Source organism: Bradyrhizobium sp. USDA 3256 (genome assembly GCF_054058275.1).
In genome coordinates this window covers 154,698-180,226 of sequence record NZ_JBSSAE010000002.1, presented here as the reverse complement: position 1 = coordinate 180,226, position 25,529 = coordinate 154,698, and the positions used below count along the sequence as shown (strand labels likewise).

General features: G+C 65.9%; 20 protein-coding genes and 3 pseudogenes. 14 read left to right on the top strand and 9 right to left on the bottom strand.

Annotated features, from left to right (window positions below):
• Positions 1–42: 42 nt before the first annotated feature.
• The 4 genes from ACVWY5_RS02485 (at position 43) to ACVWY5_RS02470 (ending at position 3,886) form a co-directional block, all read left to right on the top strand.
• A complete protein-coding gene (locus ACVWY5_RS02485) occupies positions 43–1,083 on the top strand; it encodes a class I fructose-bisphosphate aldolase (protein ID WP_028332807.1) in 1,041 nt (346 codons plus the stop codon).
• The gene (locus tag ACVWY5_RS02480) at positions 1,084–1,773 is read left to right on the top strand and encodes a thiamine phosphate synthase (protein ID WP_028332806.1); all 690 of its coding nucleotides are present in this window, start codon (positions 1,084–1,086) and stop codon (positions 1,771–1,773) included.
• A gap of 7 nt (positions 1,774–1,780) precedes the next feature.
• Positions 1,781–2,863 (top strand): SEL1-like repeat protein, encoded by a 1,083-nt coding sequence (locus ACVWY5_RS02475; protein ID WP_028332805.1) that lies wholly within the window; start codon positions 1,781–1,783, stop codon positions 2,861–2,863.
• A 228-nt stretch (positions 2,864–3,091) separates the two neighbouring features.
• Positions 3,092–3,886 (top strand): inositol monophosphatase family protein, encoded by a 795-nt coding sequence (locus tag ACVWY5_RS02470; RefSeq protein ID WP_028332804.1) that lies wholly within the window; start codon positions 3,092–3,094, stop codon positions 3,884–3,886.
• A 14-nt stretch (positions 3,887–3,900) separates the two neighbouring features.
• Here the strand turns inward: ACVWY5_RS02470 and ACVWY5_RS02465 are convergent, their stop codons facing one another.
• The 3 genes and pseudogenes from ACVWY5_RS02465 to ACVWY5_RS02455 form a co-directional block, all read right to left on the bottom strand.
• The gene (locus ACVWY5_RS02465) at positions 3,901–5,046 is read right to left on the bottom strand and encodes an AAA family ATPase (RefSeq protein ID WP_028332803.1); all 1,146 of its coding nucleotides are present in this window, start codon (positions 5,044–5,046) and stop codon (positions 3,901–3,903) included.
• A 107-nt stretch (positions 5,047–5,153) separates the two neighbouring features.
• Positions 5,154–8,310: pseudogene (locus ACVWY5_RS02460) on the bottom strand (multidrug efflux RND transporter permease subunit).
• Positions 8,311–8,316: 6 nt separating this feature from the next.
• The gene (locus ACVWY5_RS02455) at positions 8,317–9,522 is read right to left on the bottom strand and encodes an efflux RND transporter periplasmic adaptor subunit (RefSeq protein ID WP_152977667.1); all 1,206 of its coding nucleotides are present in this window, start codon (positions 9,520–9,522) and stop codon (positions 8,317–8,319) included.
• Positions 9,523–10,066: 544 nt separating this feature from the next.
• Here ACVWY5_RS02455 and ACVWY5_RS02450 point away from each other — a divergent pair.
• The 3 genes and pseudogenes from ACVWY5_RS02450 to ACVWY5_RS02440 all read left to right on the top strand — a co-directional run.
• Complete coding sequence (locus ACVWY5_RS02450; protein ID WP_028332800.1) at positions 10,067–11,053, top strand: hypothetical protein; 987 nt, start codon at positions 10,067–10,069, stop codon at positions 11,051–11,053.
• Positions 11,054–11,080: 27 nt separating this feature from the next.
• A complete protein-coding gene (locus tag ACVWY5_RS02445; protein WP_028332799.1) occupies positions 11,081–12,109 on the top strand; it encodes a peptidoglycan -binding protein in 1,029 nt (342 codons plus the stop codon).
• A 459-nt stretch (positions 12,110–12,568) separates the two neighbouring features.
• A pseudogene (locus tag ACVWY5_RS02440) lies at positions 12,569–13,555 on the top strand (IS30 family transposase); the annotation flags it as partial.
• A 199-nt stretch (positions 13,556–13,754) separates the two neighbouring features.
• On the opposite strand, the gene ACVWY5_RS02435 reads toward ACVWY5_RS02440, so the two are convergent.
• The gene (locus ACVWY5_RS02435) at positions 13,755–14,747 is read right to left on the bottom strand and encodes an aldo/keto reductase (RefSeq protein ID WP_028333519.1); all 993 of its coding nucleotides are present in this window, start codon (positions 14,745–14,747) and stop codon (positions 13,755–13,757) included.
• 108 nt (positions 14,748–14,855) lie between these two features.
• On the opposite strand from ACVWY5_RS02435, the gene ACVWY5_RS02430 reads away from it, so the two are divergent.
• Entirely contained in the window at positions 14,856–15,749 is an 894-nt protein-coding gene (locus tag ACVWY5_RS02430; RefSeq protein ID WP_028333520.1) for a LysR family transcriptional regulator, read from the top strand.
• 245 nt (positions 15,750–15,994) lie between these two features.
• On the top strand, positions 15,995–16,270 hold the full coding sequence (locus tag ACVWY5_RS02425; RefSeq protein ID WP_028333521.1) for a hypothetical protein: 276 nt from the start codon (positions 15,995–15,997) through the stop codon (positions 16,268–16,270).
• A 114-nt stretch (positions 16,271–16,384) separates the two neighbouring features.
• Here ACVWY5_RS02425 and ACVWY5_RS02420 read toward each other — a convergent pair whose 3' ends face one another.
• The gene (locus ACVWY5_RS02420) at positions 16,385–16,705 is read right to left on the bottom strand and encodes a PilZ domain-containing protein (RefSeq protein WP_051376095.1); all 321 of its coding nucleotides are present in this window, start codon (positions 16,703–16,705) and stop codon (positions 16,385–16,387) included.
• 321 nt (positions 16,706–17,026) lie between these two features.
• On the opposite strand from ACVWY5_RS02420, the gene ACVWY5_RS02415 reads away from it, so the two are divergent.
• The 3 genes and pseudogenes from ACVWY5_RS02415 to ACVWY5_RS02405 all read left to right on the top strand — a co-directional run bounded on the left by ACVWY5_RS02415 (position 17,027) and on the right by ACVWY5_RS02405 (position 20,769).
• Positions 17,027–18,544, top strand: a complete 1,518-nt coding sequence (locus tag ACVWY5_RS02415) for an AMP-binding protein (RefSeq protein ID WP_028333522.1) — start codon at positions 17,027–17,029, stop codon at positions 18,542–18,544.
• Positions 18,545–18,689: 145 nt separating this feature from the next.
• A pseudogene (locus tag ACVWY5_RS02410) lies at positions 18,690–19,662 on the top strand (S1C family serine protease).
• A 24-nt stretch (positions 19,663–19,686) separates the two neighbouring features.
• Positions 19,687–20,769: a phospholipase gene (locus ACVWY5_RS02405; protein WP_028333524.1), complete on the top strand. Its 1,083-nt coding sequence runs from the start codon at positions 19,687–19,689 to the stop codon at positions 20,767–20,769.
• A gap of 117 nt (positions 20,770–20,886) precedes the next feature.
• Here ACVWY5_RS02405 and ACVWY5_RS02400 read toward each other — a convergent pair whose 3' ends face one another.
• Together ACVWY5_RS02400 and ACVWY5_RS02395 are read right to left on the bottom strand one after the other, a co-directional pair.
• Positions 20,887–21,786 carry an SDR family oxidoreductase gene (locus tag ACVWY5_RS02400; protein WP_028333525.1) on the bottom strand — a complete coding sequence of 300 codons (900 nt, stop codon included), beginning with the start codon at positions 21,784–21,786 and terminating at the stop codon, positions 20,887–20,889.
• Between the two features lie 57 nt (positions 21,787–21,843).
• Positions 21,844–22,584, bottom strand: a complete 741-nt coding sequence (locus ACVWY5_RS02395; protein ID WP_028333526.1) for an SDR family oxidoreductase — start codon at positions 22,582–22,584, stop codon at positions 21,844–21,846.
• A gap of 120 nt (positions 22,585–22,704) precedes the next feature.
• Here ACVWY5_RS02395 and ACVWY5_RS02390 point away from each other — a divergent pair, with 120 nt between their 5' ends.
• Positions 22,705–23,592: a LysR family transcriptional regulator gene (locus ACVWY5_RS02390; protein WP_028333527.1), complete on the top strand. Its 888-nt coding sequence runs from the start codon at positions 22,705–22,707 to the stop codon at positions 23,590–23,592.
• Between the two features lie 63 nt (positions 23,593–23,655).
• Positions 23,656–23,862, top strand: coding sequence for a hypothetical protein (locus ACVWY5_RS02385; protein ID WP_016841536.1), 207 nt, complete (start codon positions 23,656–23,658; stop codon positions 23,860–23,862).
• A gap of 192 nt (positions 23,863–24,054) precedes the next feature.
• Here the strand turns inward: ACVWY5_RS02385 and ACVWY5_RS02380 are convergent, their stop codons facing one another.
• Together ACVWY5_RS02380 and ACVWY5_RS02375 are read right to left on the bottom strand one after the other, a co-directional pair.
• The gene (locus ACVWY5_RS02380; RefSeq protein ID WP_051376099.1) at positions 24,055–24,732 is read right to left on the bottom strand and encodes a DsbA family protein; all 678 of its coding nucleotides are present in this window, start codon (positions 24,730–24,732) and stop codon (positions 24,055–24,057) included.
• 36 nt (positions 24,733–24,768) lie between these two features.
• Positions 24,769–25,506 carry a sulfite exporter TauE/SafE family protein gene (locus tag ACVWY5_RS02375; protein ID WP_050385619.1) on the bottom strand — a complete coding sequence of 246 codons (738 nt, stop codon included), beginning with the start codon at positions 25,504–25,506 and terminating at the stop codon, positions 24,769–24,771.
• Positions 25,507–25,529: the final 23 nt, after the last annotated feature.

Here is a 25,529-nt window from a genome sequence, read left to right as displayed (position 1 = left end):
CTATTTTGGTTTGCAAAGGCAATGGCTCTGGAGGACGCCCCGATGAACCTCTCCGACCTGAACAAAATCGCGCTTGCCATGGTCACCCCGGGCAAGGGCATTCTCGCCGCCGACGAATCCTCCGGCACCATCAAGAAGCGGTTCGACGCCATCAAGGTCGATTCGACCGAGGACAATCGCCGCGACTACCGCGAGATGCTGTTCCGCTCGCAGGAGGCGATGAGCAAGTACATCTCCGGCGTCATCCTTTACGACGAGACGATCTGGCAGAATGCCAAGGACGGCACGCCGCTGGTCAAGCTGATCGAGCAGGCCGGCGCGATCCCCGGCATCAAGGTCGACGAGGGCACGCAGGCGCTGCCGAACTGCCCGGGCGAACTCGTCACCGTCGGCCTCGACAAGCTCGCCGAGCGGCTGAAGAAATATTACGAGCGCGGTGCGCGCTTTGCGAAATGGCGCGCCGTGATCGACATCGGCTCGGGTGCCGGCAGCCACGGCATTCCGACCATGACCGCGATCCGCGTCAACGCCCATGCGCTGGCGCGCTATGCCGCGCTGTGCCAGGCCGCGCAGATCGTCCCGATCGTCGAGCCGGAAGTGCTGATGGACGGCGATCACGACATCGACCGCTGCTACGAGGTGACGCAGCGCGTGCTGAACCGCACCTTCCAGGAATTGCGGGTGCAGCGCGTCGCGCTCGAAGGCATGATCCTGAAGCCGAACATGGCGATCTCGGGCAAGAAGTGCCCCAAGCAGGCGCCGGTGCAGGAAGTCGCCGAGAAGACCATCCGCCTGCTCAAGAGCTGCGTACCCGCGGCGGTGCCCGGCATCGCCTTCCTCTCTGGCGGACAGAGCGACGAGGAAGCAACCGCCCACCTCGACGCCATGAACAAGATCGGCAATTTGCCCTGGAAACTGACCTTCTCCTACGGCCGTGCGCTGCAAGCGGCGCCGCAGAAGGCGTGGTCCGGCAAGCCCGACAACGTCCCCGCGGGCCAGCGCGCCTTCTCGCATCGCGCCCGGATGAACGGGCTCGCGAGCACCGGCAATTGGGAAGCCGACCTCGAGAAACAGGCGGCGTAGTTGGCGACCAAGCCCGTTCCGCCGCGGCCGGCACCGCGTCTCTATCTGGCAACGCCGGCGGTCGATGAGCCTGCGCGGCTTGCGGCCGAGCTCACCGAGCTGCTTGCCGCGGCCGATGTCGCGGCCGTGCTGGTGCGGCTGCGCGAGAGCGATCTGCGCAGCATGATCTCCACCATCAAGGCGCTGGCGCCTGCGATCCAGAACGCCGGCGCGGCGCTGCTGATCGACGGCCAGCCCGATATCGTGGCCCGCGCCGGCGCCGACGGCGCGCATCTGACCGGCATCGCCGCGATGGAAGAGGCGATGCCGTCGCTGAAACCCGACCGCATTGTCGGCGTCGGCGGGCTCGCGACCCGCCACGATTCCATGGCCGCGGGCGAAGCCGGTGCTGACTATGTGCTGTTCGGCGAGCCCGACGCCAACGGACAGCGGCCCTCGCGCGAGGCCATCGCCGAGCGGCTGGAATGGTGGGACGAATTGTTCGAGCCGCCCTGCGTCGGCTTTGCAACCTCGCGCGAGGAAGCCGAGGCGTTCGCGGCGGCCGGTGCGGATTTCGTGCTGGCCGGAGACTTCATCTGGTCCGATCCGCGCGGCGCCAAGGCGGCGCTTGTCGAGATCGGCGACGCGATTGCGCGGGCGCATGCCGGCACATTCGGCAAGGCCAAGGCCGACGGAAAGGCCGAGGGATGACGCCGGAATGAAATGCCTGCGTCCGATAGGTGTTGCGCTCGGCTGCACGATGCTGGCGAGCGGCGCGATGGCGCAGCTCTCGATCACGCCGCCGGCACAGACGCCGCCCGCGAAGAAGGAGGCTCCGAAGCCGAAGGTGCATTCGCCGGTCGCGAAGAAGCCGACGCCCAAGCCCGCCGCCTCCGCGACGCCGAAGCCTGCCGCATCTCCGACTCCCTCGCCGACCCCGACCCAGGCCGTCGACGATCCCAATGTCGACCTCGTCTACGGCGCCTATCAGCGCGGCATGTACAAGACCGCGTTCGATCTCGCGACCGCGCGCGCGCAGAACAACAACGATGCCAAGGCCATGACGATGCTGGGCGAGCTCTATGCCAATGGGCTCGGCGTCAAGCGCGACTACGTCAAGGCCGACGAGTGGTACAAGCGCGCCTCCGATGCCGGCGACCGCGAGGCGATGTTCGCGCTCGCCATGATGAAGATCGCGGGTCGCGGCGGCACCGTCGACAAGGATGCCGCGGTCAAGCTGCTGGCGTCGTCGGCCAAGCTCGGCGAGCCGAAGGCGGCCTATAATCTCGCGCTGCTCTATCTCGACGGCCAGACCCTGCCGCAGGACCTCCGCCGCTCCGCCGAGCTCTTGCGCATGGCCGCCGACGCCGGCAGCCCCGAGGCGCAATACGCGCTCGCGACCTTCTACAAGGAAGGCACCGGCGTGCCGAAGGACCTCGAGAAGGCGGCGCGGCTGCTGCAGGCCGCTTCGCTGGCCGACAATGTCGATGCCGAGGTCGAATATGCCATCGCGCTCTACAACGGCTCGGGCACGCCGCGGAACGTGCCGGCGGCGGTGGCGCTGCTGCGCAAGGCGGCCCGGCAGAACAGCGCGATCGCGCAGAACCGCCTCGCCCATGTGCTGGCGACCGGCGCCGGCGCCCCGGTGGACAAGGTCGAGGCACTGAAATGGCACACGGTCGCCAAGACCGCCGGCAAGGGCGACCCCGATCTCGACGACATCCTTGCCGATATGAGCCCGGAAGACCGCGCCAAGGGCGAGGCAGCCGCGCGAAAATGGATCGGAAACAACGTCAAATGACGCCTTGACGGCGCCACTTCCAGAGGGCACCCAGTCCGAAACCAAGGGCGCCACAGGCCGTTTCCCGTCATCCTGAGGTGCGAGCGGAGCGAGCCTCGAAGGATCGACGGCCCCGGACCGGGCCGTCGATCCTTCGAGACGCGCGTTCCGCGCTCCTCAGGATGACGGGCAGGGTCTTGCTACGCTGCCCGATCGATTTCCAACGCTCGAAAGCCACCAGCTTCCATCATGCTCTATTCCGCTCTCATCAATGTCATGGTCAAGGCCGCGCGCCGCGCCGGCCGCAGCCTCAAGCGCGACCTCGGCGAGATCGAACATCTCCAGGTGTCGCTGAAGGGGCCGGCGAACTTCGTCTCGCTCGCCGACAAGCGCGCCGAGGAGATGCTCTACACCGACCTCGAGAAGGCCCGGCCCGGCTACGGGTTCCTCGGCGAGGAAGGCGGCAAGCGCGAAGGCAGCGACAAGAGCCACACCTGGATCGTCGATCCCCTGGATGGCACCACCAACTTCCTGCACGGCATCCCGCAATTCGCGATCTCGATCGGGCTCAAGCGCGAGGACACCGTGATCGCCGGCGTGATCTACAATCCGGCCAATGACGAGCTCTACATCGCCGAGCGCGGCAAGGGCGCCTTCCTGAACGACCAGCGGCTGCGCGTCGCCGGCCGCCGCCAGCTCAACGAATGCGTGGTCGCCTGCGGCCTGCCGCATATCGGCCGCGGCAACCACCAGCTGGCGCTGCAGGAGATGGCCGCGCTGCAGACCAAGGTCGCGGGCTTCCGCCGCTTCGGCGCCGCCTCGCTCGACCTCGCCTTCGTCGCCGCCGGCCGGCTCGACGGCTATTGGGAGCGCAATCTGCAGGCCTGGGACGTCGCGGCCGGCCTGCTGATGGTCCGCGAAGCCGGCGGCACCGTCTCCGGCATCCAAGGTAATGACGACCCGCTGCAGACCGGCCACGTGGTCTGCGGCAACGAGTTCGTGCACGGCGAGCTGATCAAGATCCTGAAGCCGCTCGGGCAGTAGCGCGACGGCGCGATCTATTCGTCGTCATCATCGTCATCGTCATCCTGGTCGTCTTCCCGGTCACGAAATTCACCGCCAGCGGTCAGGCCCTCGATGGTGGTGGCGCCCTTCGCCTTGATCACCCGGCGCAGCGGCACCGAGCTCTCGCTGCGCAGTGCCTCCATCAGTTGTTCCGAATGGGTGACGATCCAGATGTCGGCGCGGCGCGACGCCTTGGCGATCAACCTCGCCAATGGCGCCAACAGCGATGGATGCAGGCTGGTCTCGGGCTCGTTCAGCGCGATGAACGGCGGCAGGCGATAGCCCATGAACACGGCGAGCAGGCAGATATATTTCAGCGTGCCGTCGGATAGTTCGTGCGCCTTGAACGGGCGCGGCATGTCCGCCTGCCGCAACTCGAATTCGCAGCGCCCGTTTGCTTCCCATGCCCGGAGCTCGGCACCCGGGAATGCATCCTCGATCGCATCCTGCAGGTCGGCCGCATCCTCCCTGATCGCGTAGAGCGTTGCCAAAACGGCAGCCAGGTCGCTGCCATCGGCGCTCAGCGACGGCGTCGTGATCGCGAGGCAGGGCTTGCGGATCGGCGACGCCGGATCGGTGCGGAAATCGTGATAGAAGCGCCAGCTCTGCAAGGCGTTCCTGATCAAGCCGACTTCGGGACATGTCTGGCCGTCGAGGAAATCGGCGAGCGCGGTTTCCGATGGCAACACCGCATTCTTGTGCTCGCTCCAGGCGCCGCTCTCGCCGCGAACGCTGACATGTGAATTCGTCCGCTCCATCATCAGGACTTTCCGCTTGCCGTGGAACGCCTCGATGCGTTCGGACTTGATCATCGGCTCGCCGGGAAATGCCGCCTCGACCGGGCCGGGATGTCCGAGCTCGATCGCGTATTTGATGTTGTCGAATCTGGCCGCCAACCGCAGCCGCCCGTCCTCGCCGCGCTGGCGCATGCCTGACCAGCAGACCGAGTTCAATCCGCCCTCGTCGGCGATCGTGCGCGTGATCCGGCCGGTCGCCGCGTCGCGCAGCAGCGACAGCGACTTGTAGAGATTGGATTTGCCGACGCCGTTCTCGCCGACGAAGACCGACAGCGGTTGAATGGCCATCGAGAGCCGCCGGATCGAGCGATAGTTCGAGATCGCAATATCGCTCGGCCGCATCGCATGCTCTCAATCTCCGGGTTGCCCGACCGCTCCCCGTTCAATCCAGAGCTGCAATCTGGATTGACTATGCTGGAAAAGCAAGCCGGGGGCGCCGCCGACGGACATCAGCGGCCTCCCCTTGCCGGCGCAGGCGGGCCGTAGACTTCGGCATTCTCCGCGGCCTTCTCCCGGTCGGCCGGCCAGCACGCGCTGCACGCTGACGAAGAACACCGGCACCAGGAGCAGCGCAAGGATCACCACTGCGATCATGCCGCCCATCACGGACGTGCCGAGCGCCTGCTGGCTGGCACCACCGGCGCCGGTCGCAATCGCCATCGGAAGCACGCCGCAGACGAACGCGAGACCGGTCATCAGGATTGGGCGGAATCTGAGGCTGCACGCCTCGATGGTCGCCTCGACCAGCGGCTTGCCCTGCGCGCGCAGGTCCTTGGCGAACTCGATGATCAGGATCGCATCCTTCGCCGCAAGACCGATGATGGTGATCAGGCCGACGGTGAAATAGACGTCGTTGGAGAGCCCGCGCATCGTCGCCGCCACCACCGCGCCGAGAATGCCGAGCGGAATGGTGAGCAGCACCGCGAGCGGAATGGTCCAGCTCTCATAGAGCGCGGCGAGCAGCAGGAACACCACCAGCACCGAGAGCGCGAGCAGGAACGGCGCCTGCGAGCCCGACAGCTTCTCCTGCAGCGACTGGCCGGTCCATTCATAGCCGAAGCCGCGCGGCAGCTTGTCGGCAAGCCGCTCCATCTCGGCGATCGCATCGCCCGAGGTGAAGCCCGGCCGCGCCTCGCCGGAGATGCGCACCGCCGGATAGTAGTTGAAGCCCGCGATCTGCGTCGGCCCCTTCGTCCACTCGATGGTGGCGAAGGCCGAGAACGGCACCAGCTGGCCGCGGCTGTTCTTGACGTTGTAGTTGAGAATATCGTCCGCGTTCATGCGGCTGGTCTTGTCGGCCTGCACGATGACGCGCTGCATGCGCCCGCGGTTCGGGAAGTCGTTGATGTAGTTCGAGCCGAGATTGGTCGAGATCGTGTTGTTGATGTCCTCGAAGGTGAGGCCGAACGCGCCCGCCTTCTCGCGGTCGATCATCAGATTGACCTGCGGCGCCGGCGGCAGGCCTTCAACATAGACCTTCTGCAGCACAGGACTGGCATTGGCCTCCGCGATCAGGCGATCGGATGCGGCGATCAGCGCCGAATAGCCCTTCTGGCCGCGGTCCTGCAGGCGGAACGAGAAGCCCGAGGAGTTGCCGAGGTTGTCGATCGGCGGCGGCTGCAACGCCGAGATCCTGGCGTCGCGGATCGACGACAAGTCGCGGTTGATGTCGGCAACGATGGCGGCGGCGGAATCCTTCGGGCCGCGCTCCGACCAGTCCTTCAGGGTGATGAAGGCCTGCGCGGTGTTCATACCCTGGCCGAGGAAGCTGAATCCGGTGAGGAACGTGACGTTCTCGATGCCTGCGCGGTCCTTGAGGTACTTCTCGACCTGCTCGACCGCGGCTTCGGTCCGGGCATAGGACGAGTCCGACGGCGTCTGCACGTCGGTCGTGATGAAGCCCTGGTCGTCGACCGGCAGGAAGCCGCCGGGCAACCGCACGAAGCCGTAGGCGACGCCGAGGAACAACACGAGGTAGATCAGCATCAGGCGGCCGGTGCGCTTCAGCGAACCCTGCACGGTGCGGGTGTAGCCCGCGCGGCTGGTGTCGAGCACGCGGTTGAACCAGCCGAACACGCCCTTGCTGGCGTGGCCGTGGCCCTTCTTGACCGGCTTGAGCAAGGTCGCGCACAGCGCCGGCGTCAGCGACAGCGCGAGCAGCGCCGAGAACGCGATCGCCGCCACCATGGTGACCGAGAACTGCCGGTAGATGATGCCGACCGAGCCGGGGAAGAACGCCATCGGCACGAACACCGCCATCAGCACCAGCGTGATGCCGATGATGGCGCCGGTGATCTGCGACATCGCCTTCTTGGTGGCTTCCTTCGGCGGCAGGCCTTCCTCCGCCATGATGCGCTCGACGTTTTCGACCACGACGATGGCGTCGTCGACGAGGATGCCGACCGCCAGCACCATGCCGAACATGGTCAGCATGTTGATCGAGAAGCCTGCGATCATCAGCGTGGCGCAGGCGCCCAACAGCGCCACCGGAACCACGATGGTCGGGATGATGGTGTAGCGGATGTTCTGCAGAAACAGGAACATCACGACGAACACCAGCACCACGGCCTCGACCAGCGTCGTCAACACCTTCTTGATCGAAGCCTCGACCACCGGCGTGATGTTGTAGGGGATTTCGTAGGAGATGTTGGCCGGGAAGAAGCGCGACAGCTCCTTCATCTTGGCTTCGACCGCGCTCGCGGTCGCCAGCGCATTGCCCTTCGGCGACAGCAGCACCGAGAGGCCGGCGGTCGGCTTGCCGTCCAGGCGCGTGTTGAACTGGTAACTGAGGCCGCCGACCTCGATCCGCGCGACGTCGCGCAGGCGGACCGTCGAACCGTCATTGTTGGCGCGCAGGATGATGGCGCCGAATTCATCGGGTGAGGACAGCTGGCCCTTCACCAGCACCTGCGCGGAAATCTTCTGCGTATCGGTGCTCGGCTCGGCGCCGATGCTGCCGGAGGCGACCTGGGCGTTCTGCGCCGTGATCGCCTTGTTGACGTCGTCGGCGGACAGGCCGTACCCGACCAGCTTGGCCGGATCGATCCAGATCCGCAAGGACCGCTCGGTCGAATACAGCGTGGCGCGGCCGACGCCGGGGATGCGGCGCACCTCGCCCAGCACGTTGCGGATCATGAAGTCGCCGAGGCCGACCTCGTCGAGGCTGCCGTCGGTCGAGTTCAGCGTGATGATCTGCAGCACGGCAGATGAGGCTTCCTCGACCAGGATGCCCTGCTGGATCACGGCGCGCGGCAGCCGCGCCTCGACGCGCTTGAGGCGGTTCTGCACCTCGACCGAGGCCTGGCTGGTGTCGGTACCCGGCTTGAAGTTGGCGATGATCTCGACCTGGCCGAGCGAGTCGGAGGTCGATTCGAAGTTCAGGATGTTGGCGGCGCCGTTGAGCTCCTCCTCGATCAGCCGCGTCACGCTGTTGTAGAGGTTCTCCGGCGACGCGCCGGGATAGCTGGTCGAGATCGAGATCGAGGGCGGTGCGATGATCGGATATTGCGCGACCGCGAGCAGCGGGATCGAGATCGCGCCGATCAGGCAGATGAACAGCGCGACGACCCAGGCGAAGATCGGCCTGTCGATGAAGAAGCTAGGCATTTCGGATCACCGCACTGCGTGCGCGGTCTGGTGCGAATCCGTCGGTGCTGCAGCTGCGTCGACCTCGCGCCAGGCCTGCGGCCGGACCTTGTCGCCGGCGGCGAATTTCTGGAACCCCTCGACGACGACCTTGTCGCCGGCCTTCAGGCCGTCGGTCACGAACCAGGAACCACCCTGCAGCGAGCCGGTGCGCACCGGCTGCACCGCGACGTGATTGTCGGCCTTGACGACGAACACCTCGCTGCCGCCGCCGCCATTGCGCTGGATCGCCTGCTGCGGCACGGCAATCGCATCGCTGTCGATGCCCTGCTCGATCAGCACGCGCACATACATGCCCGGCAGCAGGATGCGATGCGGGTTCGGGAACTCGCCGCGCAACGTCACCTGCCCGGTATAGGCGTCGACCTTGGCGTCGGAGAACAGCAGCTTGCCCGGCAGCGGGTAGATCGAGCCGTCGTCGAGCACGAGGCGCACCTTCATCGCGTCGGGCGCGATGCGGTCGAGGTCGCCGCTCTCGAAGGCGCGGCGGAGCTGGTTCATCTCGGTCACCGACTGCTGGAAGTCGGCGTAGATCGGATCGAGCTGCTGGATGGTCGCAAGGCTCGCGGCGTCGTTCTGCACGACGAGGGCGCCCTCGCTGACCAGCGCAGCACCGATGGTGCCGTCGATCGGCGCACGAATGGTTGCGTAATCCAGGTTGAGCTTGGCGCGGGCAACATCGGCCTCGCGGCCCTGAACGTCGGCTTCGGCTCCCTTCAGCGTCGCGATCGCCTTTTCATTCTCGGCTTCCGGCGCGGCGCGCTGGCTGGTCAGGGTGGCGATACGGCGAGCTTGCAGCGCGGCCTGCTCGAGCACGGCCTTGGCGCGCGCCAGCGCCGCCTCGGTCGACTGCAATTCGACTTCGAACGGGCGCGGATCGATCTGGTACAGGGGATCGCCGACCTTCACCTCGCTGCCCTGATGGAACATGCGGTTGACGATGATGCCCGAGACGCGCGGGCGCACCTCGGAGACACGGGTCGGCGCAATGCGGCCCGGCAGTTCGCGCACCATCGCGCGCGACTGCGGCCTCACGGTGACGACACTGACGTCCGGCTCGGGTGCTTGTACGGCGGCGGTTGCGGTGTTCGGCTCGTCGCAGCCAGCAAGCATTGGCGCGAGGGCAGCCAGCATCAATGCAATGCATGCCGATTGCGCGCGAAGTCCAGACATTGAGATGATCGCCCCTGATTGGTTTGAAGAAACGAACAGCGATGTCACTGCGACACCGCTCGTTTTGCTGCGTGGAAAATAGAACCCGTTTGCTGCGACGCAAAGCGTTTGTCGGGCGGCTCATTGTCACACAAACCTATCACCCTGATTTTTCGGCATGTTTTATCGACTCACTGCATTGTGAGCAGGTTCCATCGCAAGCTGTGGGAATGCATTAAGGACTGCGTGCACGGGAATCCGGCCATTTTACCCTGCGCGGAATGCCGCACCTCGCGACACCGAGACAATCGGACCGAATCACCCTGCGTCGCGCTGGTCCCACCCAAGGATGCGTGCAAACCGACCTCATCTCGCGATCTGCGGGTGGGGTATGCAGCTCTGTGGATGGTGATGCGCCGACCGGTCGGAAAGCCGTGCAAAGCGGCAACGGCCCACGAGATTCCAACCCAAGGTCCTGTTTGCTGCCCCTGGAATCGGCTTTCCTCACTCCGCCGCTGTGCCATATTGCTCGCAGATGCGGCCTTCGCGAACGGATGACCCGGCAATGCCTCCTTCCCGCTCCGACATGGAGATCGAATTGAGCAAGCTGTCCTCGCCCCGGATCTTCCTGGTGCGGATGCTGGTGTTCCTGGTGCTCTGCGGCCTGGTCGGGGTCGTGCTGTACAAGCAGATCGTCACCGCCTTCTTTGCCAATCCGGGACTGAACGCCCTGATCGGGGCGGTGCTGCTGATCGGCATCATCCTGGCGTTCCGCCAGGTGATCCGGCTCTATCCCGAGGTCGCCTGGGTCAACAATTTCCGCATCGCCGATCCCGGCCTTGCGATCGAGCGCCGCCCGACGCTGCTTGCCCCGATGGCCGCGATCCTCGGCGGCGAGCGCTCGGGGCGGATGTCGATCTCGCAGCAGACCATGCGGCATCTGCTCGATTCGATCGCAACCCGCCTGGATGAAGCCCGCGACATCTCGCGCTACATGACCGGCCTGTTGGTGTTCCTCGGCCTGCTCGGCACGTTCTGGGGCCTGATCGAGACGGTGGGCTCGGTCGGCAAGGTGATCGACGGGCTCAAGGTCGGCGGCGACGCCGGCGCGTTGTTCGATACGCTGAAGGAGGGCCTCGCCGCGCCGCTCGGCGGCATGGGCATCTCGTTCTCGTCCTCGCTGTTCGGCCTTGCCGGCTCGCTGATCCTCGGCTTCCTCGACCTGCAGTCGAGCCAGGCCCAGAACCGCTTCTACACCGACCTCGAGGACTGGCTCGCCGGCACCGTGCGCGGCATTTCCGGCGATGAAGCCGGCGTCTCCGGCGACATGCAGGGCGCGATCGACCGGCTCCGCACCGCGCTGGAGGAAGGCGGCGGCGGCCGCAGCACCACGGCCGCGATGGCCAATCTTGCCGAGGCGATCCAGGGGCTGGTCGCGCATATGCGCACCGAGCAGCAGATGATCCGGGAATGGGCCGACGGCCAGGGCGAGCAGAACCGCGAGATCAAGCGGCTGCTCGAACGCCTCGCCCGCCAACCCGAGAAGAGCTAGCCGGGGAGTAAGCCCAAGGAGAGACCCATGGCCCTCGCCCGCTCGCGCCGCAGCGAATCCGGCTTCAACTACTGGCCCGGCTTTGTCGACGCATTGTCGACGCTGGTGCTGTCGATCGTGTTCCTGCTCTCGGTGTTCCTCGTCGTGCAGTTCTTCCTGTCGCAGGAGGTCACGGGCAAGGACAAAGCGCTGGAACAGCTCACCGCCAAGATCGCCCAGCTCAACGACCTGTTGTCGCTGGAGAAGCTCTCCAAGCTGACGCTCGACGACCAGGTGGCGCAGCTGCGCGCCGGCCTCGCCTCCGCCGAAGGCGAGCGCGACCGCATCAAGGGGCTCTATGAGGGGCTCGCGAGTTCCGGCAGCGACGCGCAGGGCCGCGCCAACGAGCTCAACAAGGCGCTGGAGTCCGAGAAGGCCGTATCGTCGCGCGCACTGGCGCAGATCGAGCTGCTGAACCAGCAGATCAGCGCGCTGCGCCGCCAGCTCGCCGCGCTCGAGGAGGCGCTCGACGCCTCCGAAAAACGCGACAAGGAATCGCAGAACCGCATCGCCGATCTCGGCCAGCGCCTCAATGTCGCGCTGGCGCAGCGGGTGCAGGAACTATCGAAATACCGCTCGGAATTCTTCGGCCGGCTACGTGCGATCCTCGGCAACCGTCCCGATATCCGCGTCGTCGGCGACCGCTTCGTGTTCCAGTCGGAAGTGTTCTTCGACACCGGCCAGGCAACGCTGCTACCCGAGGGCAAGACCGAACTCGAAACGGTCGCGAGCGCGCTGATCGATCTCGACAAGCAGATTCCGGCCGAGATCGCCTGGGTGCTTCGCGTCGACGGCCACACCGACGTACGGCCGATCAACAGCCCGCTGTTCAAGTCGAACTGGGAATTGTCCTCGGCGCGCGCGATCTCGGTGGTGCAGTACCTGGTCTCGCTCGGCGTGCCGGCGCAGCGTCTGGTCGCCGCCGGCTTTGCCGAATTCCAGCCGCTCGACGCCGCGCAGACCGAAGAGGCCTACAAGCGCAACCGCCGCATCGAGCTGAAGCTGACGGAAAAATGATCCGCATGTCGGCGTGGAATCCGTCATTGCCAGGCTTATCCCGGCGAGACGACAGGCTGAAGTCGCGCCGCACGTACCGCCGTCGTCCCGGCGAAGGCCGGGACCCATACGCCGCGGCGGGTATTGTAGGTGGGACTCGTCGTTGCAATCGCACTTAACAATTCGCATCGGTGGTTATGGGTCCCGGCCTTCGCCGGGACGACGATGAGGATGGTTCTCGATTCATCGTCTCACACCACGCGGTGTCATCACCCGCGCATGCGGAGGCGGCGAGCCGAGCGATTACAGTGCGGATGCCACACACACGATCGTCGTCCTGGCGAAAGCAAGGACCCATAACCACCGCATTTGATGATGAACGGGACCGCGGCCCCAGCGTCGCGCAACAATTGAGATTTGGGGTAATGGGTCCCCTGAGTTCACAAACGAAGTGCAACACTTCCTTGAGGAGGTGTTGCCATGGGGCGGAGTTACAAGCAGCTCTCTCTGGACGACCGATGCGAGATTGCCTGCCTATCGGCCAATGGCAGCTCGGTCCGGCAAATCGCGGCAGCTCTGGATCGCTCGCCATCAACGGTCTCTCGGGAACTGAGGCGCAATCGGGGGAGCCAGGTCGGCTACAAGCCAAACTATGCCCAGCACCAGATGCGAGCGCGGCGCTGGACGGGCGGACGCCTCGAACGGGAGCCCGGCCTGCGCCGCGCGGTGTTGGAACGCCTTCGCCGGGGCTGGTCGCCCGAGCAGGTCGCCGGCCGGCTGGCCCGCGAGTCCGGGCGCAAGGTGATCTCGCACGAGACCATCTACCGCTTCATCTATGCCCAACTCAGGCGCACCACGAACTTCAACTGGCGGCGCTATCTGCCGCGCGCCAAGAGCAAGCGCGGCCGCCGCGGCAAGAGGGGCGGCAGCCCCGCAAGCTTCATCGAAGGCCGTGTTTCCTTGGCAAATCGGCCGATCGAAGTGGCCGACCGCAGCGTGCCCGGACACTGGGAGGCCGACCTGATGATGTTCTCGAAATACGGTCAGGCCGTGCTGACCGTGCACGAGCGCACCTCGCGTCTGCTGCTCGGCATCCGCCTTGCCAGCAAGGTCGCGCGCGGTGTCGCCCGCCATCTCGTGGGCTTCTTCGCGACCCTGCCACAAGAGCTGCGCCAGACCGTGACCTTCGACAACGGCACCGAGTTCGCCGGGCACCTGGCGCTGCACCGCCTCTCGATCGAGACCTTCTTCTGCGATCCCCACGCCCCCTGGCAGAAGGGCGGCATCGAGAACGCCATCGGCAGGATGCGCCGCTTTATTCCCCGCAAGACCGATCTCGTAACCCTCTCGACCGCCAGATTCCGCCAGTTCATCGCCGCCTACAACAACACCCCGCGCAAATGCCTTGACTACCGCACGCCTGCCGAGGCTTTTGCTCAAGTGTTGCACTTCGAATGTGAATCCACCTCCTGGCTTTCGCCAGGACGACGGCGAGTGTGTTGCATAGCCTACATCCACATCGTCGTCCCGGCGAAGGCCGGGACCCATTACCACAAGGTTGCGTTGTCGAAGTGAGCTGCGGCCCCGGCGTAGCGCAACAGACTGCATTCGTGGTTATGGGTCCCGGCCTTCGCCGGGACGACACTGAGCGGGTGGTTCGACTTCCTCAGCGTCCGACCATTCCGAGCAATTGCTCCGGATAGCGCGCGCCCTGCACCTCGATCGCATTCAGCGTCTTGCCGATGTCGGCCAGATCGGCCGCGGTCAGTTCGACGCGCGCCGCGCCGACATTTTCCTCGAGCCGATTGAGCTTCGTGGTGCCCGGGATCGGCACGATCCACGGCTTCTGCGCCAGCAGCCAGGCCAGCGCGATCTGCGCTGACGTCGCGCCCTTGCCGGCCGCGATCCGGCCGAGTTGATCGACCAGCGCCTGGTTGGCACGGCGGGCTTCCGGCGTGAAGCGCGGCACGATGTTGCGGAAGTCGTCGCTCGCGAATGTCGTGGACGCATTGATCGCACCGGTGAGAAAGCCGCGGCCGAGCGGGCTGTACGGCACGAAGCCGATGCCGAACTCCTCCAGCAGCGGCAGGATCTCCGCCTCCACCCCGCGTTCCCATAGCGAATATTCGCTCTGCAATGCCGTGACCTTCTGCACGGCATGGGCGCGGCGGATGGTCTGCACGCCGGCCTCCGACAGGCCGAAATGGCGGACCTTGCCGGCGGCAATCAGGTCCTTCACGGTGCCGGCGACGTCCTCGATCGGAACCGCAGGATCGACCCGATGCTGATAGAACAGATCGATGACGTCGGTCTTCAGTCGCTTCAGCGAGGCGTCCGCAACCGCCCTGATGTGCTCGGGCCGGCTGTTCAGCGACCGGTGCCGCTCGGCCATGGAGCCGACATCGAAGCCGAACTTGGTCGCTATCACCACCTGGTTGCGAACCGGCGCCAACGCCTCGCCGACCAGTTCCTCGTTGACGAAGGGGCCGTAGACCTCCGCGGTATCGAAGAAAGTGACGCCGCGCTCGACGGCGCCGCGGAGCATGGCAATGCCCGCGGTCGTCTCGACCGCCGGGCCATAGGCGAAACTGAGGCCCATGCAGCCGAGGCCGACCGCCGAGACCTCGAGATTGCTGTTGCCGAGTTTGCGTTTCTGCATGGTGTCTCTCCGCATCGATGACTGGAATTCGTCGCCGCGGATTTAGGGCGTGCACCGGCGGGCCATTAGACGTAAAAATCGGGATGGACTTATGAGCAGGGTTCATGAATGTCGCGGCATGACGTCAACGACCTGATCGCCTTCCTCGCGGTGGCGCGCGAGCGCAGCTTCACCCGCGCCGCGGCGCGGCTCGGTGTGTCGCAATCGGCGCTCAGCCACACCATGCGCGCGCTGGAGGAACGGCTCGGCGTACGGCTTTTGACCCGCACCACGCGCAGCGTCGCGCCGACCGTCGCCGGCGAACGGCTGCTGCAAGGCATCGGCCCGCGCTTCGAGGAGATCGAAGCCGAGCTGTCAGCGCTGAGCGCGCTGCGCGAGAAGCCCGCCGGCACCATCCGCATCAACGCCGGCGAACACGCCGCCGAGACCATCCTGTGGCCGGCGCTGGCGGAGTTTTTGCCGCGCTATCCCGACATCAAGGTGGACTTGACCGTCGATAACGGTCTCGCGAACATCGTCGCGGAGCGCTTTGACGCCGGCGTTCGCCTCGGCGAGCAGCTCGCGAAAGACATGATCGCGGTGCGAATCGGGCCGGATTTCCGCATGGTCGTGGTCGGTGCTCCCTCCTATTTCAAGCGGCGGGAGCGCCCGAAACGACCGCAGGACCTGACCCAGCATGCCTGCATCAACATCCGCCTGCCGACCCATGGCGGCATCTATGCCTGGGAGTTCGAGCGGCGCGGACGCCCGCTCAAGGTCCGCGTCGACGGGCAATTGGTGTTCAACAGCACCCCATTGCGCATCAAGGCAGCGCTGGCCGGGCTGGGACTCGCCTATATCGCCGAGGATCAGGTGCGCGCGCAGCTCGCCAAGGGACAGTTGATCCAGGTGCTCGACGACTGGTGCACGCCGTTTCCGGGCTATCACCTCTATTATCCGAGCCGCCGGCAATCCTCGCCGGCGTTCGCCTTGCTGGTCGATGCGTTGCGCTACCGCGGCTGATCGCAAGCGGCGGCGCACCGGATGAGGCCGAAAGCGGTCTCGCGCAAGGCTATCGCAGCGCGGCTCCGTGATCATCGTCGCGGTTGACCACACGGATATTTGCTTCGTCCTGGCGAGGCGTCCGGGAACGCATCAAATGCGGCGGACGTTATGCTGGTATCGCAATCTCGCGGGCTTGGCGGATCTCGTCTCCGTCGCGGCTGTGCCTGTCGCCGCAGCCTCACCGCGCCATCTCGGACCAGCGCATGTTCAAGACCAAATTTGCCATCGTCGTCGCCGCCGGCCTCGTCCTCGCACCGGCCCAGCTTCTCGCGCAGAACACCGGCGGCACCCCGCTGCCGCCCAGGCCGGGCGACCGCGCCGCGCCGTCGAACGGCGTCGGCGGCACCGCGCTCCCGACCCAGTCCGGCCAGCGCGTCGCACCGTCTTCCGGCACCGGCGGCGGCAGCGCCGCACCCGCGCTACCGGGAGGTCCGACGGGCACCACCGGCAATGCCGACAACAACCCGCAGCGGCGATGACGTGAACCACGCTTGCGTGGGAAATTCCGACGTGAGCAATTGAACGCGCGGCCGAAGCGATCGGCGATGGCCTGCGCCGAACGTCCATTCGCACATCGATTGATGAATTCTGCGCTAGGTCGCGCCCGCCGGCTCTGCGGCCGGTTCAACCGGCTCGGCTTCGGCCGTCACGAATTTGAGTCCGTAGGTCTTGCCGCGACGCCAGACCACCTCGCAAGGATAGCGCTTGGCATGATCGGCGAGCAGCGTCAGCGCGAGGCGGTCCTTCACCTCGAACTCGAACTCGGTCGTGATCTTGGCGCCGCCCGGCGAGATGTCGACCACGGCGCATTCGCTCTCGGTGGCGCCGTCGTCGACGGTGATCCAGGCCGCACGATTGTTGAGCTGGCGCCGCGGCTCGCGGCTGACCTTGATCCGTGCTCCACTGCTCGCCATCGTCGCCGTCCTTGAAGCCATTGGTCATTGAAAGACATTGCAGACCGCGCGCGTCGATCGACGCGCCCGGCACAGAACCGCAACGGCCACAATGCCGGCCCCCCGTAAAGCCCGGCTTAGCGCGATCGCTTGAACTTTACCGGAATCTTGACGGGGCTTTTAGCGAACAGGGATTCTGCAATTCCACCAGCGGGATACCGGCCGCCTCGGCAGCCGTCGGCTTGACACGGAGACCGCACTGTTGGTGAAGTGGCGGCCGTGGCCTTGGCCACATCCCTGCAACAAGAGCGCTTCAAGCCGCCTTTTCGACGGAAACGACCCATGCTGATCCCCCTCGCCGACGTGCCGCGCTGGTATGCCGAACGCAAGCCCGCTGACGCGATCGCCATCAGTCATGGCGCGGATGCGCTGACCTGGCTTGAGCTCGAGCGCCGCGCCAATGCGCGGGCGCGCGCCTTCGCCGCCAAGGGCGTCAAGCCCGGCGACTTCGTCGCGATCGGGCTGCCCAACAGCAACGCGTTCTTCGAGACGACCTTCGCGGTGTGGAAGTGTGGCGCGACGCCGACCTCGCTGTCATGGCGGCTGCCGCGCGGCGAGGCCGCCGCGGTGCTCGAGATTCTGAAACCGTCGCTGGTGGTCGGCGGCGAGGCCGACTGGAATGCGCCGAATTCGCTGCCGGTGAATTTCGTGCCGGATGGATTCTCCGAGGAGCCGCTCGATGCGCCGGTCGCGCGCTACTGGAAGGCGATGACGAGCGGCGGCTCGACCGGGCGGCCGAAGGTGATCCTCGATCACAACCCCGCGGTGATCGAAACCACGGCCGAGGCGACGCTCGGTATTGCGCGCGACACCTCGCTGCTCAATCCAGGGCCGCTGTATCACAATGCGCCATTCATCCTCTCGCACTTTGCGCTGTTCGGGGGCGGAAGGGTCGCCGGCATGGTCAAGTTCGACGCCGAGGAGACGCTGCGGCTGATCGAGCGCGAGCGCGTGCAATGGGTGAACTTCGTGCCGACCATGATGCACCGGATCTGGGCGCTGCCCGAGGAGGTGCGCGACCGCTACGACGTCTCCAGCCTGAAAATCGTGTTTCACATGGCAGCGCCGATGCCGCCCTGGCTGAAGGAGAAGTGGATCGAATGGCTCGGCCCCGAGCGGATCTGGGAGCTCTATGGCGGCACCGAGCGGCAGGGCGCTTGCGTTATCTCGGGCACCGAATGGATGGCGCACAAGGGCTCGGTCGGCAAGATCGGCGAGACCGCGAAACTGCGCATCATCGGCGAGGACGGCAACGACGTCGCGCCCGGCGAGACCGGCGAAATCTACTTCCTGCCCAATGACGGCGCCGGCTCGACCTATCACTATCTCGGCGCAGCGCCGAAGCGGCGGCCGGACGGCTGGGAGTCGCTCGGCGACATCGGCCGGCTCGATGAAGAAGGCTATCTCTATCTCGGCGACCGGCTCGCCGACATGGTGCTGCGCGGCGGCGCCAACATCTATCCGGCCGAGGTGGAGGCCGCGGTCAGCGAGCATCCCGAAGTGCGCTCCTGCGTCGTGGTCGGACTGCCCGATCCGGAATTCGGCCAGCGCGTGCATGCAATCCTCGAGCTCGCCGACAGCGCCGATGCGCAAGCGATCGCCGACGGCATGGGCGATTTCCTGAAGGACCGGCTCAGCCGCTACAAGCATCCGGAAAGTTTCGAGCGCGTCGGCACTGCGCCGCGCGACGATTCCGGAAAGGTTCGCCGCACGATGCTGCGCGACGAGCGCGCCGCGTGGATCAAGGACAACCGCGCCTTCCGCATCATGCCGGCGCGTGCGGCGGCGAAAGCCGAATAGGTTCATTTCGTCTTGCGAGGGGCAGGTCTGCACGCCACATGAGCTGTGCAGGCGGCCCTGCAAGGTATATCATTCCATCTTCCCTGCCGGCAGAACCTCGGTCTACGTTGAGGTTCCAGCGCCCTGCACGCCAGGAGATTCTTTGATGCCCTCCGTGACCGAATGGAAAGTGCCCGCGGGCCTTTCAGCCTCGTCCTGAAGATTACCGCTACGATCTCGATCGCGCGCTGATGAGTGTGGTCGGGCTGCATTCGATCATTCCACCGGATGCTTTCAGCGCCGAGACGCTCGGCACCGAGCGCGCCGGCAATGGCGTCCTGATCGACGACGGGCTGGTACTGACGATCGGCTATCTGATCACCGAAGCCGCCACGGTGTGGCTGCATCTCGGCGACGGCCGCGCGGTCGAGGGCCATGCGCTCGGCTTCGATTTCGAATCCGGATTCGGCCTGGTGCAGGCGCTCGGCCGGGTCAATCTCGAGCCGCTGCGGATCGGCTCGTCGGCGGCGACCCAGGTCGGCGACAATGTGGTGCTCGGCGGCGCTGGCGGCCGCACGCGCTCGGTCGCAAGCCAGATCGCGGCGAAGCAGGAATTCGCCGGCTACTGGGAGTATCTGCTCGACGAGGCGATCTTCACCTCTCCGTCGCATCCGAACTGGGGCGGCACCGGGCTGATCAACAATGCCGGCGAGCTGATCGGCATCGGCTCGCTGCAGCTCGAACGCGAGCGCTCGGGCCACGCCGAGCATGTCAACATGATCGTGCCGATCGATCTGCTCAATCCGGTGCTGGACGACCTGCGCAAGTTCGGCCGGGTCGACAAGCCGGCGCGGCCGTGGCTCGGCATGTACACGACCGAGATCGACAACCGCCTCGTGGTGGTCGGTGTCGCCAGCAAGGGACCCGCGGCGCGCGCCGAGCTGAAGACCGGCGACGTGATTCTCGCGGTCGACGGCGACAAGGTGACGAGCCAGACCGGCTTCTACCGCAAGTTCTGGTCGCTCGGCTCGGCCGGCGTCGACGTGCCGCTGACCGTCTATCACGAGGGCGTCACCTTCGACGTCACGCTGACCTCGATCGACCGCATGAAGCTGTTGAAGGCGCCGCGGCTGCATTAATACAGAAGAGAAGAGGCAGCGGGGATGAGCGAGGCGGTGGTTGACGACATCGTGGCCGTGTTGCCGCCGCTGCTGCAGACGCTGGAATCGCTGTCCTTTGTCGCGCGCAACCTCAATCCGCCGGACTTCGATCGCGTGATGCAGATCGCGGGCGAACCCGAAGAGGCCTTGCAGGCGGTGCGGCCGCGGCTCGCCGACTGGCCGGAGAAATTCGCTCACATCAAGACCGCGCTTGAAGCTGCGATCGAACCGGCACTCGCCGGCTACGCAGGGCTGCGCGCCGTGCAGAACGGCGAAGGCGATCTGGTCAGCGTGTTCCGCGCGCTGCGCTATCTGCCGCGGGCGCAGGAGGCGCTGTATCCCTTGACCGAGCTGCCGCCGGTCAGCGGCTTCTTCATCGCGCCCGATCTGCGCGAAGATACCGAGCTGCAGGCGAAGCTTGCGGCGAAACCCAACGTCGACACCGGCATCTTCCACGAGCGCGACGAGCCGGGCAGCCGCGGCGGCTTCTCGATGTACGTGCCGGAATATTACACGCCGGATCGCGCCTGGCCGCTGGTGATGGCGCTGCATGGCGGCAGCGGCAACGGCCGCGGCTTCCTGTGGAGCTGGCTGCGCGATGCGCGCAGCCGCGGCGCCATCCTGGTGGCGCCGACCGCGACCGGCCAGACCTGGGCGCTGATGGGCGATGACACCGACACGCCAAATCTGAACCGCATCCTCGACCAGGTGCGTGCGCGCTGGACGATCGACGAGACGCGTATGCTGCTGACCGGCATGAGCGACGGCGGCACCTTCAGCTATGTGAGCGGCCTCGACGGCGCCTCGCGCTTCACGCATCTTGCGCCCGTTGCCGCGACCTTCCATCCGCTGATGGCGGAGATGGCCGACGCGGAGCGGCTGCGCGGCTTGCCGATCTTCATCACCCACGGGCGGCACGATTGGATGTTCCCGGTGCAGACCGCGCGGCAGACCCAAGGCCTGCTGTCGGCCGCCGGCGCCAGGGTGACCTATCGCGAGATCGACGATCTCAGCCACACCTATCCGCGCGAGATCAATGCGGAGATTTTTCGGTGGTTGAACGGCGAGCGGGCCGACAGCGTCTGAGGGATCGTATCCCGTCATTGCGAGCGAAGCGAAGCAATCCATTGTCACCGAACACGCGGCAGATGGATTGCTTCGTCGCTGTCGCTCCTCGCAATGACGTTGCGGGAGAGCGTCGGATTACCCGTTCACCCGCGGCTTGAGCAGGTCGGAGAAGCCGACCCGGTGCAGCATCTCGTTGCGGACGCGGTCGATCACGCCGAATGCGACTTCGGCGCCGTCGTGGGTCGGATCGATGTGGACGCGGAACGGCCGCTTGCCGAACGGCGTGTCGACGACTTTGACGATCGCGTCGGCGACCAGCGAGGCGTCGGCATCCTCGGGCACGATCGCCGCGAACGCCTTCATGATCTCCTCGCCGAAGCCGGCATAGGGACCGGCTTCATATTCGGCGACGCGCGCTTCGTCCGCGGGACGGCCGGAATGCGCAAAGTGGTTGGTGCCGCCGGTGAAGGCGCCGGGCACGATGATCGAGGTCTCGATGCCCCAGCGCGTAAGCTCCCGGGCATAGATCACCGCCATCGCATCCATGCCGGCCTTGGCCGCGAAATACGGCGCGAGATAGGGCGGCGTGCCGCCGGCCGAAGAGCTGCTCGACACCCAGACCACGAGTCCCCTGCCCTGTTTGCGCAGTTGCGGCAGCGCCGCGCGATTGACGCGTTGGGTCGATAGCACGTTGACGTCGTAGAGCTCGGCAAGCTGCTCGGGCGTGAAGGCCTCCGCCGGGCCGAACACCATGTGGCCGGCATTGTGCATCACGACGTCGAGGCGGCCTTCCTCGGCGACGATCTGCGCAATCGCCGCATCGACCGACGCCTGCGAGCCGACATCGAGCTCGAGCGAGCGCAGGTCGACCTTGTTGTCGCGCGCGAACTCCTCGATATCGGCGACCGCGGCGGCATTGCGGCCGGTGGTGTGGCGCATCGAGGCGTAGACGGTGTGGCCGGCCTTGGCGAGCGCGTTGGCGGTGAGGCGGCCGAAGCCGCTCGAAGCGCCGGTGATGACGATGATCTGTTTCATGACACATATCCTTTTGAAGTCGAGTTGAACGGGAGTTGGGTTGAAGGTGCGAGGGCGTCAGACCAGGCCGCCATTGGCGCGCAGGGTCTGGCCATTGATCCAGGAGCCGTCGGGACCGGCGAGGAACGACACGGCGTTCGCGATGTCGTCGGGCGTGCCGAGCCGCTCCAGCGGGACCATCTTGGCGAAGCGATCGATCAGCTCGTCCGACTTGCCGTGCAGGAACAGGTCGGTCGCAGTCGGGCCGGGCGCGACCGCATTCACGGTGATGCCGCGGCCGCGCAGTTCCTTGGACAGGATTGCGGTCAGGGATTCGATCGCCGCCTTGGTCGCAACATAGATGCCGTAGGTCTCGAGCTTGGTGCCGACGACGCTGGTCGAGAAATTGACGATGCGTCCGCCGTCGCGCAGCCGGCGTGCCGCCTCGCGCATGGTGTTGAAGCTGCCCTTCAAGTTGACCGCGACCTGCTGGTCGAAGGCTGCATCGTCGCTGTCGGCGATCTTGCCGAGCTTCATGATGCCGGCATTGTTGACCAGCACGTCGACGCCGCCGAACGCCGCCTCCGCCGCATCGAACATGCCGCGCACCGCGCTGGCATCGCTGACATCGGCCTTCGCGGTCAGTGCCCGGCCGCCGGCGGCCTCGATCCTGTCGGCCACCGCCTGGGCCGGCTTGGCATCGCCGGAATAGTTGATGACGACGGTGAAGCCGTCCTTCGCGAGACGCTCAGCAACCGCCGCGCCGATCCCGCGCGAAGCACCCGTCACCAGCGCTACCTTATTGGCTTGATTGGTCATTTTCAGTCTCCCATCAGTTGGGCGGCGAACGCCGCGTTCGATGAGAGGACGCTACGCCTTGGCATTGACCGGATAATCAGGCATCTTCTGGCATCACTATTCGCAACTTTCGGACAATAAATGGACCGTTTCGACGCGATGCGCGTGTTCTCCCGGGTGGTCGAGCGGCGCAGCTTTTCGCTCGCCGCCGAGGATCTGGGTCTGCCACGCTCGACGGTGACGGACGCAGTGAAGGGGCTGGAGGCGCGGCTCGGCGTGCGGCTGCTCGAGCGCACCACGCGCACGGTGCGCCCGACGCTCGATGGCGAGGCGCACTACCGCCGCTGCCTGTCGCTGATCGCGGACCTCGAAGACGCCGAGGGCGCGTTCGGCGGCGCGCGGCCGAAGGGGCTACTGCGGCTCGAGGTGCAGGGCACGCTGGCGCGGCACTTCCTGCTGCCGAACCTGCCGGGCTTCCTCGCCGAATATCCTGATATCGAGATCAACATGAGCGAGAGCGACCGCTGGATCGATCTGATCCGCGAAGGCGTCGACTGCGTGCTGCGCTTCGGCAAGCTGCCCGACAGCGACATGATCGCGCGGCAGGTCACGATGCTCGAACGGTTGACCTGCGCGACGCCGGATTATCTTGCGCGCTTCGGCACGCCGGTCGATCCGTTCGCGCTCGACGGCCATCGCATGATCGGCATCCGCTCGCTGACCACCGGACGCCTGCGGCCGATGGAGTTCGTTATCGACGGCGCGCTGAAGCAGTTTCCGCTGCCCGCGCCGATGTCGGTAACCGGCCCCGAGAGTTATCTGGCGAGCGCCAAACTCGGCCTCGGCCTCGTGCAGGTGCCGCGCTTTCATGCCGAAACCGATCTGGCAAGCGGAACGCTGGTCGCGGTGCTGCAGCAATGTCCGCCACCCTCGGTGCCGGTCAACCTGCTCTATCCGCGCAACCGTCAGCTTTCGCCGCGCGTGCGCGTGTTCATCGACTACGTGATGCGGGCGTTCGCGCGCAGTTGATCGATTGCCGGAACCACAGCGAGCCCGGCGACGTTATGCTTCCGACACCGGAGGGATTGAGCGATGCGGACCTTTTTCGGCATGATTTTGGGCGCGCTGCTGCTGATATGTGGCGTCTACGTCTACGATTCCATGCGGACATCGAGCGTCGCCAATGGCGAGGTGGCGCAGGACACGCGCACCATCGTCAATTGGGACGTCGCAGCGCATGACTGGAACCTGCTGAAGACGCGCACCCGCGAGCAGTGGGACAAGATCGCAGCGAAGTAACGATTGTTTTCAAGCCGACACAATCATATCCGCAAAACTTGTCATGCCCGGCCTCGTGCCGGGCATCCACGTCTTTGCTTCGCTTCGACGGAAAGACGTGGATGGCCGGGACAAGCCCGACCATGACGAAAATCAACGAGACGAGCACTTCGCACGGACCCGTCAGCGCTCCTCAACAGAAGGCGCCGAAGGCTAATTCTGCTCGGTCTTGCGACCCATATTGGCCTTGCGGGCGTCTGCGATCACCTGCTCGAACTGATCCATGCTGAGCACGCCCGGCACGCGGTACTTGCCGACGATGAATGACGGCGTGCCGTTGAAGCCGAACGCCAGCGCCTGCTCGTTGTTGCGCGAAAGGATCGCGTCGATCGCCTTGGCGTTGGCGTCGTGATCCTTCTTCAGGCGGTCCATGTCGAGGCCGGCGCCCGAGAGCAACTCGGCGATGCGCGGCTCGGTGATGCGCGAATTGACCGAGATCATCGCCTCATGTGCGACGTCGAACTTGTTCTGGTACTTCGCCGCCAGCGCCATCCGCGCCGCGACCTTGGAGACCGGCCCGAGGATCGGCCAATCCTTCAGCACGAGGCGAACCTTGCCGTCGTCCTGCACCACCTGGCGGAGTTCCGGCGCGAGCTTGCGGCAATAGGGACAGTTGTAGTCGAACCATTCGACGATGGTGATGTCGCCCTTGGGATTGCCGATCACCGGAATATCCGGATCGCGCAGCACCTGCTCCTCGGTCAGGACATTGTCGTCCTCGGCGCGCGCGGCGCCCGCGGCCATGAGCGCGATGCCGGCACCGATCAGGCCGAGCGCGCCGCGGCGGGTGGCACCGGCGTTGATCAGGGGCGATTTCGTCAGTTGGATCATGGCTGGCTTTCGCAAGAGCTCTTCGCCCTTCTACGTTCAGGACACATTGATGTTACGCAGCAGCATATAGATCGCCACCACGATAATCACAGTCGCAAACACGATATTAAGCGCGCCGCGCCGTTCCGACAGGTGCCGGGCGCTGCGTGTGCCCAAAAGGCCGCCCGCGATGCCGCCGGCGACGAATAGCCCCGCCAGGCCCCACGACACCAGCCCGGACCACGCATAGCTCAGGGCCGTGGTCATGCCGAAGGCGGTGACGGCAACCAGCGAGGAACTCACCGCGTTCATGATCGGCATCCCGGTCGCCAGCATCAGGGCCGGGACGATCAGGAAGCCGCCGCCGATGCCGAAGAAGCCGGACATGGTTCCGGTGGCAAGCCCGAGGCCGATGATCGCGGGCATGTTGGACATCGAGATCTTGACGTCGGTCAGCCCGACCCGCGCGCGGTTCTTGAGCATCAGGCCCGCGATGGCCAGCATCACCAGCGAGAACAGCGCGAGCAGCTTCTGCCCCTCCAGCATCTTGCCGAGGATCGAGCCGCCGAACGCGCCCAGCATGCCCGACAGCGCGAACACCAGCGCGCAGGACCAGATCACGGTGCCGCCGCGGGCGTGGTTGGAGAGATTGACCGCGGCGTTGGCCGCCACCGCGATCGCCGAGGTGCCGATCGCGACATGCGGCTCCGGCACGCCGACCACATAGACCATCAGCGGCACGGCAAGGATCGAGCCGCCGCCGCCGACCAGGCCCAGCGAAAAACCGACCAGCATGCCCGATGCCAGTCCAAGCGCGC